The organism is Vibrio hyugaensis, assembly GCF_002906655.1.
GTDB classification, from domain to species: Bacteria; Pseudomonadota; Gammaproteobacteria; order Enterobacterales; family Vibrionaceae; genus Vibrio; species Vibrio hyugaensis.
In genome coordinates, this window is record NZ_CP025794.1 from 956,865 (window position 1) to 973,624 (window position 16,760).

Genomic DNA, 16,760 nt, shown 5'->3' on the forward strand with positions numbered 1-16,760 from the left:
ACCTTAATTATAGCTCACCATTTAAATTAACAAGTAAGTAGTAAAGTCATTTATTTTAAAGACACCCGCAATATAGGCGGGTGTCTTATTTAAACGAATATGCAGTATTAAGCGTTACTCAGTATATTGATTGTGCGACTTTTCCAACTTGTAGAACGTAGCTTGGACATAATCATCTGGGTCCCCAGAGATATTTTGGTTATATACACCAGCTTTAAAGTACATGTACTTGCCGCCGACATCATAACCACTCTCACTCATATCTACGACTTGCACCGCATCCGGTTTTCCTTCACGCATGACCGTCACCGTCATCGTATTACCGACCACTTCGATTCGATAAGAGAAGACTTCTCCAAGCGCGATACCATCCTCAATTTCACCAGTCATACCACCAACTAAATCATAGTAATTATCCGTACCTTTGAGCGTATTTTCATGCGCAAAGTAAACAGTACCAGTGTCTTTGTTAGGCAGTTTTCGGTAGTACAGACGAATTGGTTCATCATCTTTATCATGGATTTGGCCAATGATGAATCGACCGACTTCACCCAGTTCACCTGTTGTGGTTGTATGGTCGATCTTCAATGTTGCTTCCAATACACCATCGACACCACCAGCCGCTTTTTGGTCTTCGATTGGCGCAGAACTGAATACCCAGTTATTTTTGTTTACCCCTTTCGTCGAGATGGACTTATCACCAGCTCGAAGCATTTCACGCAGTTCGGTACGCGCAAATTTTGTGTTCTTTGAAGTACGAACACCTTTAATGTAAGTCTTAAAGACTAAACCACCATCATCTGCTGTATAGAAAATTTCTGGATGCTCATAACCGTTAGCAAGATCCCACTCGTTAACGTCATCAGGCTTGCCATTTTTGTCATGGTCAAATGGTTGTGAGAGGTACCAAGTCGTTAGATCAAAGTTTTCTCCCGGCTTATTACCCGCTTTTGGTGTTGCTGGAAGTACTGGTTTCTTTAAAGGTACGTCCCAATCACAACTCGTCGCACATGGTAGCGCAACTTTCACACCAAAATTGCCAGAGCGGAGCTCTTCCATTTTTTGCTTTTGCGATTTGCCATTGGCTGTTTGCTTGTTATTTTCGTTGGCTAGACGCTCAGCAGCAATCACTTCATCAGTAATGATATGGTTATCTGGACAGCTGTTAATTGCACAATTCAACGCAGCAAACTCCGTCACGCTGTTCCAAGAGTTTTTGCTATTACCTTGACCCACATAGCGAACGTAGCGCGCTTCAACAGGATCAAAAGTGAAGCGTTCATAGCCATTAACCCCACCAGAGCTGCTCGCACCTTCTAAAACGGTCTGCCATTGTTCACCATCAATGCTAATTTGAATATCAAAGTTGGTTTCGCGTTCATTACCTTTATGAAAAGATAAACGAACCGCATCAAAAGTTTGGACGCTGCCGTAATCATACATCGCCCACTCACCTAGACCATTTGCTGCCCAGCGAGTTGAAGTATCATTATCAAATAAACGATCATGCCCATTGCCATCATGAGAGCTCGAGGTAATATCAACCGGCACTAAAATGTCTCCGCGAGGGAGTTCTTGGTTAGAGCAGTAATCCGTTTTACAGTTAACACCCATAAATTCTGTCACACTGTTCCAATCGTTTTTGCTGTTTCCCATACCAACATATTTAATGTAGCGAGCGGTCACTTCAGGGAAGTCAAAGCGTTCCAAGCTTTGGGATTTACCCGTGCTCTGTCCGTCGCTAACGACCGTGTTCCATGTATTACCGTCTTGACTGACCTCAATATTGAATTTTGTTACCCGCTCATCACCTTTATGAAAAGCCAACTTAACCGCATCAAACGCGATCTCTTGACCATAATCAAACGTCATGGTCTCTCCTTGGCCACTTGCCGACCAACGCGTCTGTAAATTACCATCCATCACTTGGTTCGGTAAGTTTCCGTCGTGGCTTGATGCTACGACATTGATTGGTGCAGGTGTATTGATGTCTTTTCCATCACCATTTGATACACAGCCGGTAAGAGCAAGCATCACAGAGGCCGCTAAGAAACTTTGTAGGGTATTTGGTCGCATATTTAATCCATTCTTATAGTACAAGTGCAATATTCAAAACTTACAGTCAAATCAACAACTGAACGGCTTGAAATCGGTCATTTGTTTTTTTATTGACCTGATATTGATAGAAACATTACATAATCTTGTATTACAAATAAAAGCAATTTATGTATAGAATGAGACTGCGATCCCCTTTCAAACACCCCTACGTTACATTTATCTACTTTGGGTCACGTCATGTGTGATTTCGGATAAAGACGACATGATGCCTGGTATTCATCAAGTAAAATACATACTTAAATTTAATAAAAGTCCTCGAAAGCAATATTCAACTTAGCTCTCACTGTACTTTAAATGATTGTTTTTATTAAAATAAATATCGAACCTAACGTAAACTAGTATTGATAATTCTATCTGTAATTTTTATCTCTATTCTTTAGTTTCTCATTTGTGCGCTTCATTTCCCTCTCAAAAACGGCCATGTAATGCCACTTCTCACCAAGTTCATCGAGGTTCACTCTTAAATGCTTTGTATGATAATAACGAGTAAACATATGCAAATATGAAACAAAATATCTGACTCAACCCACGCATAAGACTCATTTCCATAAACCATCCCACCGTCTAAATAAGCAACAATTCAAAAACAAAAAGCCATGTTTTCGACATTTTATGTGACTTAATCAACACTTTACTGGCAAGAAACTGAGCAGTGAGTGAGTAAGATCATTCTATGAATGTCTGAATATTGATGAGTAAAATATTTTGTCTAACAATAATACATATCCAATGAATACTAACGTGAATGAGAGTTAATTTATGCAAATGACAAAAGTTGCAGTAGCAGTTGCCCTTTCAACGGGCTTATTGGTTGGTTGTAATACGGATTTGAGAGACGAAACCTCGCCAACAACCCCTACCCCCGACGCATCTTTAGCCAATGGCTATTGGAGCATTGAAGAAGTCGCAGCAACTTCGACTGCAAGTGATTTACCCAACATCTATGTATTTGATGAAGGAATTCAAAAGTACTACAACGATGACGATAACTTCGGTACTTACACTATTTACGACGCCACTTATACCGAAGATGTTGATGCGGGTACGCTGACTTTCACCTACTACGGAAACAGTGCTGATTTAACAGATACGACAGAAGTTACCGGCAACTACTCGGTGACTGATGAGATTTTGACTATCTCTGATACCAACTTGGGAGAACTTACAGGCTCGAATGAAGTAGACACGGCTGGTGTGTTAGACGCTATCGCTAATGCCAACACTGATGCTGGCCTTAATAATGTTGTTCAAATTCTTGATACCAATAACGCAGGAACGCTGGAGGATACGGGTGAACTACGAATCAAATTAGCCGACTCTACGTCCGTTGCTTCCATTGAAAGCGGTAAACTGACTGTCGACCTTGTGTATCAGAATGACGAGGATACCGAACAAGAAGCCGATGGCTCAGGAGACAATGCTTATATCTCTTTTTACGCAGCGAAAACCTCGAACTCTAATTTGCATGGTGAAGTTGCATTTGAAAACGGCGTAATTAAATACCGTGACGCAAGTGGTTCCTTGACCGATGCGGGTGGTACGTTTGAGCTTGGCGAGAATCTGGCGGTAGAGGTCACCTGGGGACCAGAAGCCTTCTCATTCTCCGTGAATGGCATCAACTATGCTGATAACTTGCCCGTTGCCGATGGCACTGCTGTCACAACAATCTCATTACGTCTAGGCGACAATGGAAATACCACTAATTTTGAATTACTTGGCGATAACCTTATTGTCTACTCAAATGATTCAGGCACAGAGACCGAAGTTCTAAACGAAGACTTTGATAGCTATGCTTCTGGTACCGATCTCGCAACGAAATACAATAGCAGCTCCAATGAGGCGACGGTTGTTGGTTCAGCCGGCAGTGAGCCTACAGAACCTTCTGAAGTCACAGACGATTTCGAATCCTATACCTTAGGAACCCTAATAAGTGATGCAAATGGCTCATGGACAACGTCAAATATCAAGGACGATGAGTTAGGTACTACCACAGCAGAAGTCAGCGATGATCGATCAAACGGCGGAACACAATCACTCTTCTTAGCCGATAACCATACGGGTTCAAAACCATTTGCAATGCGAGAATTCAGTGCCCCAGCGACATCAGGCTCTGTTTCGCTCGACGTTTACTTCCCTTCTACAAATGAGAAGTCCACGTACATCAATATTGGCAATGGTAAAAACAACTCGAACAGGTATTTCGAACTAAACCAATCAGGTTCAACGTTAAAGTATGAGGCTGGTGATAATGATGTAACTATTGCGAGCGATATTGCACGAGACACATGGCACTCTATCACTTTGGCTTGGAACGCGGCCGGCCTAATCACGGTATCAATGAACGGTGAAGTTATCGCCGAAAACGTAGAACAATCGAGCACTGGGTTAGATTCAAGCATTGTTCCTTCACAATTAACGCTGTATACCGGAGACAACAGCGGTAATTCAAATAAGGCGTATTTTGACAACGTAGATTCAACACTGTTTTAAACTGTCTACTCTTTCAGTCTGGTTGTGCTCGCAACCAGACTGTTTTTAACAACCTCATCCCCTCCTCTTTTATATTTCTTGTCAGAAACACCCGTCATGCACTGTTCGTTGACATCAAATCTGTGGTTTAATCGAACAATCAAATTGTATGACAATTATAAAACCTCTTTTCTTTTGCTGCGGATATTCTCATGGATGCTGTTTTACATCAGTTGCAATTTTCATTATCAATCACGGGTCCCATCTGCTTAATGCTGGTGCTAGGCGTTATCTTCAAGCGCATTGGCCTTATCAACGATAACTTTATCGAAGTCGGTTCGAAGCTGGTCTTTCAGGTCACGCTGCCTGCAATGCTGTTCTTGAGTATTGTGGTCTCCGATCACGATTTCTCCGCGGCTAGTGGCTTCGTTAATTACGGAATTATTGCCAGCATCGCGTTTTTCATCTTCACCTATGTTTCCGTCAAGCTGTTCTTCAAATCTTCGCCAGACCAAGGCGTATTAATCCAAGGTGGATTTCGCGCTAATACGGGTATTATTGGCATCGCGTATGTCGCCAACGCCTATGGCTCGCAAGGGGTAGCATTAGCTGCACTTTATGTCGCAGTCACGACGTTTATCTACAACGTTCAAGCAGTGATTTGCCTTTCTCCAAAAGGAGCGACTTCTGGTTCTCAAGCGGCGAAAATGATGGTCCGAACCTTGACCAAGAACCCACTTATCATCGCGATTGTCTCTGGCATGGTGTTCTATCTGTTGTCAATTCCCGTCCCAGAAATCGTCATTGATGCTGGGAATTATTTGTCAAAGATGACCCTACCCCTTGCTCTTTTATGTACTGGTGGATCACTGAATTTAAGCTTGATGAAGAAAGAGAAAGGCCCTTCTTGGTTTGCGAGCAGTTACAAGCTCGTAGTCGCACCAATCGTGATTACGTTCGGTGCTTATTTGGTGGGATTCAGAGGCATTGAGCTGGGTATTTTGTTCTTTATGAACGCCTCTCCCGTTGCCGCAGCGAGCTACGTAATGGCACGCTCAATGGGAGGAAACTCCGTATTGGCAGCGAATATCATCGCTCTAACGACAGTGCTTTCGACAGTGACCTGTACGGTGGGCATTGTGATTTTAAAAGCGTATGGATTGATTTAAATAAAAAGCCTCAGCACAAATTGCTGAGGCTTGGTTGACCTCTATGGATGGTTCGCCAAGGTCATCTTACGAACTAAGCGGAAGAACTCGTTTGATTCCTCTTCAGTCAAACATGAGAAGAAATCTTGCTTTAGATTCGTCATGATACGGTGAACTTTGTGCACAGCTTCTACCCCTTCTTTGGTTAGGGTAAGAATTTTAAGCCTCTGATTGATTTCACTTTTAGACACTTTCACAAAGCCGCGTTTTGCAAGATTATCCACCATCCGTTTTGCTACGCTTCGTTCAGTCAAAACCGCATCCGCCAACTCTTGCTGACTCATCGGTTGAAACTCTTCCAACGCCGCTAAGGCACTCGCCATTTCCAACGTCATCAAGTTCTGGCGTGATAGCTCTGCTTGCGCACGATTACGGAACGTTCGGTTCATCACACTGCATACAAACATTGGGCTTTGATCTAACACGGATATCGGAGAAATCTTCTGATCTTTCATACTTGCCTATTCTACTTTCGACTTTGTTTTCATTTGTATAGTCTGGTGTTTGCAAGAGATTCCCGACTGCACTCCTTCGTCGCTTTCGGGAATGACGCGGAATACAACCATGAGCACAAAACTCCCTCACCGCCATTTCGACGAGCCTAGGCGAGATCAGGAATCTCGCTGTCGCACGCTCTTGGCGCAATGCTTCACATCAAGTCACAGCGCTCAGTGAGCAAATTCTGAATCACGTACGTTCCTCGCTATTCAGAATGCTGTAAAAAATTAAGCGTCAAAACCTAAACTATCCAATCGAATCCAAAAACAAAGAGCGCCGAAGCGCTCTTGTTATTACTGTATCTGTTGGAAGTAGTATAACTCAGTTAATGACTAAGTCTTACTCTTGCTTAGCTGATGGTTGTGAAGCAGATTCCAACTGTTCGGCTTGTGCTTCTTTCCTTGCACGGCGATCAAACAAACGCTCTACCACCACGAAGAACACTGGAACAAAGAAGATACCAAGTAAGGTCGCACTTACCATGCCACCAAGTACACCTGTACCTACCGCGTTCTGACCTGCTGAACCTACACCCGCACTGATGGCAAGTGGAACAACACCCAGACCAAACGCGAGCGAAGTCATGATGATTGGACGTAGACGAACACGTACCGCGTGCAGCGTTGCTTCTATCAAGCCAGCGCCTTTTTCGTAATATTCTTTCGCAAACTCTACGATAAGGATCGCGTTCTTCGTTGCCAGGCCAACAGTGGTCAATAAGCTCACTTGGAAGAACACGTCGTTGTCCATTCCGCGTCCCATGACCGCAAGAACGGCACCCAAGACCCCCAGCGGAACAACAAGTACAACCGCCAATGGTACTGACCAACTCTCATACAACGCAGCCAGAACGAGGAACACAACAAGGATCGACAAGCCATATAGCATTGGCGCTTGGTTTCCTGATAGTCGTTCTTCGTAAGAGATACCGTTCCAGTTCACGGTGTAACCAGGAGGCAATTGTTTCACCATGGCTTCAATCTCTTCCATCGCTTCACCCGTACTCACACCTGGCGCAGTACCGCCTTGAATGTTCATCGCAGGTAAACCATTGAAACGTTGCAACTGAGGTGAGCCATACGTCCATTCACCCATTGCAAACGCAGAGAATGGAACCATCTCACCTTGTGCGTTACGCACATACCATGAGTCGAAGTCTTTTGGTTGCATACGATGCTCTGCATCACTTTGCACCATCACTTTCTTCACGCGGCCACGGTCGATGTAATCGTTAATGTACGCGCCACCCCATGCCGATGATAGGATTTGGTTCACATCGTTAATGCTTACATCCAATGCACGTAGCTTAGCGTGATCGATATTAACTTGGTACATTGGTGCATCAGATTGACCATTTGGACGTACACCGACTAATTTCGGGTTTTGCGCCGCCATACCCAACAGTTGACCTTGAGCAGCAACAAGCGCATCGTGACCGTTACCTAATGAATCTTGTAGGTAGAAGTCAAAGCCCGTCGCGTTACCCAACTCTTGAATCGCAGGTGGCGCAAACGCAAACACCATGGCTTCTTTGATCGTGGAGAAGTAGCCCATAGCACGACCAGTTAGTGATGCTGCATCAGACCCTGGCGCTTCACGTTCTGACCAATCTTTAAGACCGATGAACGCCATGCCCATGTTCTGACCTTGACCAGCAAAACTAAAGCCCGCAACCGAGAACACGGATTTTACGTTGTCTTTTTCTTCTTCTAAGAAGTAAGTACGTACTTTTTCCAGTGTTTCTTCTGTCTGTTCCTGAGTCGCGTTCGGCGGCAAGATAGCCATTGAATACACCGTACCTTGGTCTTCATCCGGCAAGAACGACGTAGGTAGGTTTGAGAACAACCAACCAGCACCTACGCTCATTGCCAAGAACACAAGCAACATGCGACCCGTGCGCTTCAGCATTTTCGCCACGCCAGTTTCATAACCTGCGGTCATCGAGTCAAACTTACGGTTGAACCAACCAAAGAATCCCTTCTTATCGGCAAGTTCTGCATCGCCTTTTTTCAGCAAGCTTGCACACAATGCAGGTGTCAGGATGATCGCCACCAATACCGACAACGTCATTGCCGCTACGATAGTGATAGAGAACTGACGGTAAATAACCCCCGTAGAACCCGACATAAATGCCATTGGGACGAATACCGCAGACAGTGTCAGACCAACACCGACCAACGCGCCCGTGATCTGCCCCATCGACTTCTTAGTTGCTGCTTTGGGATCGAGACCATCTTCGTGCATGACACGTTCTACGTTCTCTACTACTACGATGGCGTCATCCACCAGCAAGCCGATGGCCAGAACCATGGCAAACATGGTCAGGGTATTCACACTGAACCCGGTCACGTACAAGACGGCGAACGTACCCAGCAATACGACCGGGACCGCAATTGTCGGAATAAGAGTTGCGCGGAAGTTCTGTAAGAACAGGTACATGATCAAGAATACAAGGACAACCGCTTCAAGCAGCGTTTTTACTACTTCTTTGATCGATGCTTGAACAAATGGCGTTGTTTCAAATGGATAAGCGATCTTCAAACCATCAGGGAACATTGCACTCAACTGACCTAGACGCTCTTTAACTGCTTCTGCTGTTTCTAGCGCGTTCGCCCCCGTACCTAAAGAGATACCCAAACCAGCCGCAGGTGAGCCGTTATATTGACCTTTAATGTCGTAACTTTCTGCACCACGCTCAACACGAGCCACATCTTTTAGGTAAACGTTCGAACCATTCGCTTCTGACTTAAGAATAATATTCTTAAATTCTTCCACTTTAGTTAAACGGCTTGCCGAAGAAATGGTCGCGTTTAGTAATTGACCAGGTTGTGCCGGAGCCGCACCAAGCTGACCGGAAGACACTTGCGCGTTCTGCTCACTAATAGCATTTGCTACATCAATTGCTGTTAAGTTAAATTGAGTCAGCTTATACGGATCTAGCCACACACGCATTGCGTATTGAGAACCAAACGCCTGCACCTGGCCTACCCCTGTTACGCGGCTGATCGGATCTTGAATGTTCGTGACGACAAAGTCACCGATATCGTTTTCCGTAAACTCAGGGTTTTCCGAGTAAACCGCCACAACCATTAAGAAAGAGGTGTTGGATTTGTTTACAACAATACCTTGGCTTTGTACTTCCATCGGAAGTGACGTCATCGCCAATTGCAGTTTGTTCTGCACCTGAACCTGCGCGATATCTGGATCCGCCTCGCTATCAAACGTTAGCGTAATGGTTGCATTACCAAACGCATCACTGCTTGAGTTTAGATAGCGCAGGTAATCCAAACCTGTCATGTTTTGCTCGATAACCTGTGTTACTGAATCTTCTACGGTTTTCGCAGAAGCACCTGGGTAACGAGCACTAATAGAGATCGTGGTCGGTGAAATCGTTGGGTACTGTGATACTGGCAAGTTGAACAGCGACATAACGCCAGCCAACATGGTAAGAATCGCGAGAACCCAAGCAAATACCGGACGATCGATAAAGAATCGTGCCATAGTTATTCCTGCTCACCTGATTGAATCGTTACCGCGCTGCCCGGACCAATCATTTGCAGACCTGTCGTGATCACTTTATCACCTGCTTTCAAGCCTTTTGTGATACGCCATTGGTTATCAATTGATTCAGCCGTCGTCACTGGTGTGAAAGAGACTTTGTTATCCGCATCAACGGTCATTACCGATGCTTTGCCAGTTGAGTCACGAGTCACTGTGTTTTGTGGGATCAAAATCGCCGTAGGATCTATACCAACGGTGACGGTCGCACGAACGAACATACCTGGTAGTAGCAAGCCATCTGGGTTCGCAAATTCTGCACGCAAAGTTACGCTGCCGGTGCTTTCATCGACGTTCACTTCGGTAAACTTCATGGTGCCTTTGTGCGCGTAAGTCGAACCGTCTTCAAGGGTTAGTGTTACTTGAGCAGACTCATCTTTTTGCATGTGCCCTTGTGACATTGCCGCTTTCAAACGCAACAACTGCGCAGAAGATTGCACGATGTCTACATTGATAGGATCAAGTTGTTGAATCGTCGTTAGTGTGTCGGCTTGGTTTGCTGTCACCAACGCACCCGCAGTCACGTTTGACTTGCTGATCACACCGCTGATTGGTGCGATAACTTGCGCGTAAGACAGGTTGATCTTCGCCGTATTGATCTTCGCTTTTGCCACCAACACTTGTGCTTTCGCTTCTTTATAAGCCGCTTCTGCTTCATCCAGATCTTGTTGACTGATCGACTTCTTAGTGATCAGAGCGCGATAACGCTTCACGGTCGCATAAGTCGACTCTTCTGATGCTTGAGCACGGATCAGTTCCGCCTCTGCACTCAATAAATCCGCTTGGAAAGTAGAATCATCAATCTGGTATAGCGATTGACCTTTCTCTACCACGCCACCCTCAACAAAATTACGCTCGGAGATAATACCTGTTACCTGTGGACGAACTTCTGCTTCTTTAAATGCGCGACTACGACCTGGTAGTTCAACAGTAAGCGCTTGGCGAACTGGTTCCACCGTCATTACTGTCACTTCTGGGGTTGGCGCGGGACCACCTTGTGCTTGTCCATCTTGACTCTGTTCGCATCCAGCCAAAAATAGGCTCGACGCAATCAGAAGTGATAGCGTGGTTCTACGTGTCATGAAAATTCTCTCTTCCTAACTAAAAAATCTGACTTAATAACAAGCCAGCAAATATTAGTCGGGATAATAATTACTCAATGTTGTATATACAACAAAATTTAACACTCTTTACGATAGACAAAAATGTTTGTTCTAAAGCTGTTATTGAGTTCTCAATTTGAGCGCTTTTTCATTGGAAAAATAAATTTTCTGTGAGCAATCGAAATTAGAATTTTCCTAATAAAAACAGGAAAAAAGAGTAGACAAGACGAGAGATTTCGTGACAAAGCAAACCGATTGAGAAAAAGTGTTCCTAATCCAGAGAAAAAGAAAGTTTATTAAATATCGTGAGAATAAATGAAAAAACACGAGTTTACACTCGATTAACATTGCATCATTAATTGAACATTTAAAGCTCGCTTTGATTAAATAAATTGCAAATATAGGCGTTGATTTCCGTATTTATTGCACTATAATTCGCTCCCCCTAAACAACCTTACATACGAAATAAGTTGGTTATGAAAAACAACAATAGAATAGTATTAGGGAAATTCACATGGGACAGGACGACTCACTATTTACAGCCCTCCCTTTTGAGTGGCAAAACAGAAGAGCATGAAACGGTTAAGCTCACCAATAAACAAAAAGCATTATTGAACTGCCTAGTTGACGCGCATCCAAGCACTATTAACAACAAAGAAATTATTCAGCAGGTATGGGGTTATGAGCACATATCTCAAGAGAGCTTACCTCAGCTGATCAATCGCACTAGACGTACACTAGAAGATAACGATAAGACAATTCTCATTAACGTCCCTAGTGTTGGCTATTCATTAAACTTCGATTTTGCTGAGGACGAAGAGTCTGCATCTGAGCCGCTAATCGAATCAAAGCAAGAAGCTCTATCAATAAGCGATATCAAAACTGGTCGCGACCAAAACCAAAAATTATGGCGCACTCTATTCGCAGCCTTGTTACTAGTAACCATGTTTAATTTTTGGAATACCGCAAACGCGCTTTATTACAAACATGATTTTGAAAAAGTGCTTAGAGCAACGCCATACCCAGAAACTAAACACTCAGATGATGGCACAATAACCGTAACAATTGACAACCATGAATGTATTTACCACAAAGATCAGCTTTTACTTGAATGCCCATAAATATAAGTCAGTAGCACTATTGATCGTGTTAAATGGTATTCTACTGCTCGTCGCACACCAGTCAAAAGTACAACTGTTTGGCAAAGTGGAAACAGGGCAATACAGGTGGACAACCTATAGTCAGCTCTATAAAGATCACCTTGAAACGCGTAATCATTATTCCTCTATAGATGCTGCCGTAACAGAATATCAAACGCTTGACTATAAACATGAATACTCAAAGTCTAAGGGAAACGAATACATTGTATTAGGCTATGAAGAACCAGTTACTGTGCGCCATAATCGTATCTACTATCTAGATGAACAATGCAGTTTGCTTTTCTTCGGTAGGGCGGAACGAACCTTAAAAAATATGGGATTTCGATGCTTATACTGATGCTTACAACCTCTAAATAGACTGATAAAAAGGCATCTTTGGTCACTAAAGATGCCTTTTGTCTTTCATTTTTAGCTAATATTGCACAGCAATGAGATTAAACGCGGAACTGACTGACTTGTTTATCTAACTGTTGAGTTTGTTCTGACAACATAGACAGTGATTGCTGAGCTTGGCTAACGACATCAACAATGGAAGCGCTACTGTCTGTAATACCTTGAACGTTGCTGTTCACTTCGTCACTGACGGTACTTTGTTGTGTGGCAGCAGTAGCAATATGGGTATTCATCTCGTTCATACGAGCAATGGCGTTAAGGATCTCAGCCAATGATTCTGTCGCGAGTCCAGCAGATTGAATGGTATCTTCACTGCTGGTTTTACTGCCCTGCATTACTTCTACTGCTTGCGCCGCACCTGCTTGCAACTTTTCAATCATGGCTTGGATTTCACCCGTGCTCTTTTGTGTGCGGCTTGCTAATGAACGGACTTCATCCGCAACCACGGCAAAACCGCGCCCTTGCTCACCGGCACGTGCAGCTTCTATCGCTGCGTTTAACGCAAGTAAGTTGGTTTGCTCTGCGATGCCACGAATCACATCAAGAACAGAAGCAATATTGCTTACATCGTTGTCTAGTGTATTAATCACTTGGCTTGCGCTTTCGATCTCACCAGCAAGATCACGAATAGCTCCAACTGTTTGCTCTAAGATCACATTCGTATTGGATAATTCTTCGTTTGCAGTTTGGCTCGCTAATGCCGCTTCGGTTGCACTTTCACTCACGTTTCGGCTGGTCACTTGCATTTCGTGGACTGCTGCGGCAACGACTTCGCTGTCACGCTGCTGGTGCACCGTTGAATCCGCAATAGTCGATGCCAGTGAATTCAAGTTAGTCATTTCATGGCGAAGCATGTTTGAGCTGTCTACTACTTGAGTAACGGTTACTTGGATCTTAGTCACAAACTGGTTGAAAGCATTTGCAAGCTGGCCAATTTCGTCTTGTGCATTGATGTTAATACGCTGGCTCAAATCCCCGTCACCAGAAGCGATTTGTACCATAGCATCTTTAATGTCGTTAATCGGTTTTACAACAGTTCGGAACAACAGGAACGCCATTCCAAAAGCTGCGATGATCACAACAACAATACCCGCTTCGAGAATGAATTCAGCACGTAAGCCTGCTGCATTGATATCCGCTTTAATCACTTTGTGCTTTGCCTCAATCGCGTCTTTCACAACATTCAGTTGCTTGCGAACAGAAACAAATTGTGTGTCAAATAAACCTTTGTGCTCAGCGTAATAAAGGGGCCAATCAGCCTGAGGACTATTGATCATTTCTTCGTAGCTGTTCAGCCACTTTTTACCTAATGAAACAAGCCTATTAATTTCACTTGTTTGATGCACTGGCAAAAGGCCCGCTTGAGTAAGCTCTAACGCTTTTTGCATACGTGGCAAGGCTTTGTATGCATTGTCTTTGTACTCAAACAAGTGGTGATCAATCTCCTCTTGGGTTTCAGCCAAAGCTAGGGCTTGAATGGCAGAAGTCGCTTGATACAGATCTCGATAAGCATCTTCAATCGTAAATAGGTTGGGGATTATTTGCTCATTTAGTGTCTCAGTCAATTCAGACTGTTTCCACATGGTCAATACATTCAATACCGAACTTATAACTAATAACGCGATCATCAATGACAACGGGAGAGCGATCTTTTGCTTAATGGACAGATTGCTGAACATGAATAGATACCTTTGTTTTATTGTTCAAATCGCCACCGAGTTTATCAAACAAAAGGCGTATAAAATTATTTATACAGTCTAACGTCCTATAATAATTTCTATCTTTACGACTAATATTTTGCAATCAACAAACAATTGAATTTAAAGACTTATTTTCATGAACTAAGATCACAATTAGTTAATCAGACCATCAGTTAATACAAAGCACAGTATTTTGTTCCGATCGATACATCGCCACCATTGGTTCGATTTGAAAAGAGCCCCACACGGCAAGACCGAAACACAGAACTGGCAACAAAAGATGAACACCAGATTTGAAAGCGCCAAGCATTCCTCGTTGAATCACAGTGGGTCTGAATACCTTAACGCCTTTTGGGGGGAACTGACCTTCGATTAATCCGCGCATGCCGAGAGGCAACAGAAATACGGCAGTAAGTAAAAACACGGACAGTGGCATCCAAAAGAACAGTATATGAACCAGAAGTTCTAAACCTGACATACCGAACATTTCATAACATTCCGGCGCTTCGGCGACTGCTTGCAGCAGAGGCTCTCCCTCAAGCTTAAACAACACGCCAACTAGAAGGCCAAATACGCCAGCGATAGCGACTCTGATGATCTTTTCTTTTTTGCTGTACTGCGGCGCGTATTCCTTCATGCCCTTTCCTATCATGATAAAAACCGAGAAAGTCAGCTTAAGAATGGCACGCCAGAGCGCAAATGTGTGGGTGGCTTTTGGGACGCACAATGACGAATAATGAAACAGAAAGAAAACAGCCTCAATATCGGTCTTGAGGCTGTTAGAAAGTTCACGAGTCCGGTTTAATCGTCGAACAACAAGTTGATTGCAATTGCCATCAAAACTAAACCTGAGATTGGCAGTAAGACACCTAATGGTGAGCGCTCGATATAAGGCAAGTTTTCCGCAATCAATAAACCCCACTCAGGTTCTGGCGGCTTAACGCCAAGTCCGATAAAACTCAGAGACGTCAGGCTGAGCGTAATGTACGGCAAACGCAAAAACGCGTGACGAATCAATGGCGGCAGCACATAAGGCAACAAGTAGTAACGGAGAACTCGCCACTGACTGGTTCCCCAAATGGGCGCAAGATGCGTGTAAGGCTGCGCTTTGGCTTCCATCAACAAGCTCGCACAGTGCGCTGCTAATGGTGCCCATGACACCATAACAATCGCAATCAAAGCGCTGTTTGGGTTCATCCCCGTTAGACCAGCAATCAGCAGACCCGCCACGATGTATGGCACACCTTTGGTGATCTCAATTAAGCCTTGGCTATAGCGAGTCACAAAGCCGAGCAGCAAACCAATCACCAAACTTAGGAACGTTGCGATGATGCCCATTTTGATTGTCGACATCATACCGCCGCCAACACGAGCAAGCAGATCTCGCCCGACCGCATCGGCACCAAACGGTGCTGCTAAGCTTGGCGATTCAAGGCGGGTAAATTGGATAGTGTAAGGATCGCGCATTAACGCCCATCCCGCACAACCAATCAGCAAGGTAAAGATTGTCGCACTGACAATACGTTTGGTGGTGCTTTTGGTAAAACGGAACGTACTGTGACTGCTGATCAACTTGCCACTCGTGACACTGTGCCCAAGTAACCAGCGTTGCAATAAGATGCTCGCACTGCTGATCAACATCGAGAACACCAGCAACACCAACAAGCCACCTTGCAGCATCGGCAGATCTTGTGACTTCGCAGCGCCTAAGATTAGTCGTCCGATACCCGGAATGGAAAACACTTGTTCCACAGCAACCGCGCCGCCGGTTAAACCAATCACCGTCATTGCGATTTGAGGAATCAAGTTACTAACGGCACGCCATAAGGCAAAGCGTAAAATTTGGAACTTACTGACGTTCGCCGATAGCCAAGTGATCACCCAAGGCTCATCTAGTACACGCTTGAGGCTGTCATTGAGCAAGCGCCCGAACAAGCCAGCAGCAGGCAATGCCATTGCCAAGCTGGGTAGCCAGAGGTTTTGCACGCCTTGCCAACCATAAGGCGGGAACCAACCCAACCAGATGGAAAACACCATGATCAGCAACGAAGCAATCACGTATTCAGGCAATGAAACCAACACCGAACTGAGCGTGTCATGATGCTTGTCTAAACGATTCTGTTGCCAACGACGCACAGTGTAAAGTACGCTCGCCATGCACATTACAAATGCCATGCCTAGCGCTGTAAGCATCAGTAATAGCGACGTTTTTGCGGTTTGTTGAACGCTCTCCATCACGGATGCGCCACTCACCCAAGAGACACCTAAGTCACCTTGCATGGCAAGCGTCAACCAATCCCACAGTCGCTCAGCAGCGCTGCGGTCAAGTTGAAGATCTTCTCGAATTGCTTGCAGAGCTTCCGCCGTCAGCAATTGTTGAGCACCCGCACGGGCACGGAGGATTGATTGGCTTGGATCGATACCTGCAATATCCGGCATCAAACCCACCAGCACAACCACTACCCCGAGAGACAGGAAGCGCGACAAAAAACGCGTAAACCATTCAGGCATACAAGCGCTCCAACGAGAGCGCATGTTGGCAACAGACGACAT

The 16,760-nt window shown here is 44.6% G+C and carries 10 protein-coding genes; 3 read left to right on the plus strand and 7 right to left on the minus strand.

What is annotated here, in order from left to right; genetic code table 11:
- Nucleotides 1-114 precede the first annotated feature (114 nt).
- Nucleotides 115-2,076, minus strand: coding sequence for a polysaccharide lyase family 7 protein (locus C1S74_RS05025; RefSeq protein ID WP_082039058.1), 1,962 nt, complete (start codon nt 2,074-2,076; stop codon nt 115-117).
- Between the two features lie 801 nt (nt 2,077-2,877).
- On the opposite strand from C1S74_RS05025, the gene C1S74_RS05030 reads away from it, so the two are divergent.
- Nucleotides 2,878-4,608, plus strand: coding sequence for a hypothetical protein (locus C1S74_RS05030; RefSeq protein WP_045400777.1), 1,731 nt, complete (start codon nt 2,878-2,880; stop codon nt 4,606-4,608).
- Nucleotides 4,609-4,799: 191 nt separating this feature from the next.
- Complete coding sequence (locus C1S74_RS05035; RefSeq protein WP_045400774.1) at nt 4,800-5,756, plus strand: AEC family transporter; 957 nt, start codon at nt 4,800-4,802, stop codon at nt 5,754-5,756.
- 41 nt (nt 5,757-5,797) lie between these two features.
- On the opposite strand, the gene C1S74_RS05040 is transcribed toward C1S74_RS05035, so the two are convergent.
- The 3 genes from C1S74_RS05040 to C1S74_RS05050 all read right to left on the minus strand — a co-directional run bounded on the left by C1S74_RS05040 (nt 5,798) and on the right by C1S74_RS05050 (nt 10,933).
- The gene (locus C1S74_RS05040; RefSeq protein WP_045400771.1) at nt 5,798-6,250 is read right to left on the minus strand and encodes a MarR family winged helix-turn-helix transcriptional regulator; all 453 of its coding nucleotides are present in this window, start codon (nt 6,248-6,250) and stop codon (nt 5,798-5,800) included.
- Between the two features lie 382 nt (nt 6,251-6,632).
- Nucleotides 6,633-9,794, minus strand: a complete 3,162-nt coding sequence (locus C1S74_RS05045; RefSeq protein WP_045400769.1) for an efflux RND transporter permease subunit — start codon at nt 9,792-9,794, stop codon at nt 6,633-6,635.
- Between the two features lie 2 nt (nt 9,795-9,796).
- Nucleotides 9,797-10,933: an efflux RND transporter periplasmic adaptor subunit gene (locus tag C1S74_RS05050; protein WP_045400767.1), complete on the minus strand. Its 1,137-nt coding sequence runs from the start codon at nt 10,931-10,933 to the stop codon at nt 9,797-9,799.
- A 497-nt stretch (nt 10,934-11,430) separates the two neighbouring features.
- On the opposite strand from C1S74_RS05050, the gene C1S74_RS05055 reads away from it, so the two are divergent.
- Nucleotides 11,431-12,075, plus strand: a complete 645-nt coding sequence (locus C1S74_RS05055) for a winged helix-turn-helix domain-containing protein (protein ID WP_045400764.1) — start codon at nt 11,431-11,433, stop codon at nt 12,073-12,075.
- Between the two features lie 473 nt (nt 12,076-12,548).
- Here the strand turns inward: C1S74_RS05055 and C1S74_RS05065 are convergent, their stop codons facing one another.
- The 3 genes from C1S74_RS05065 to C1S74_RS05075 all read right to left on the minus strand — a co-directional run bounded on the left by C1S74_RS05065 (nt 12,549) and on the right by C1S74_RS05075 (nt 16,760).
- Complete coding sequence (locus C1S74_RS05065; RefSeq protein ID WP_045400759.1) at nt 12,549-14,186, minus strand: methyl-accepting chemotaxis protein; 1,638 nt, start codon at nt 14,184-14,186, stop codon at nt 12,549-12,551.
- A 190-nt stretch (nt 14,187-14,376) separates the two neighbouring features.
- Nucleotides 14,377-14,844 (minus strand): hypothetical protein, encoded by a 468-nt coding sequence (locus C1S74_RS05070; RefSeq protein WP_045400757.1) that lies wholly within the window; start codon nt 14,842-14,844, stop codon nt 14,377-14,379.
- Between the two features lie 164 nt (nt 14,845-15,008).
- A complete protein-coding gene (locus C1S74_RS05075) occupies nt 15,009-16,760 on the minus strand; it encodes an ABC transporter permease subunit (protein WP_082039057.1) in 1,752 nt (583 codons plus the stop codon).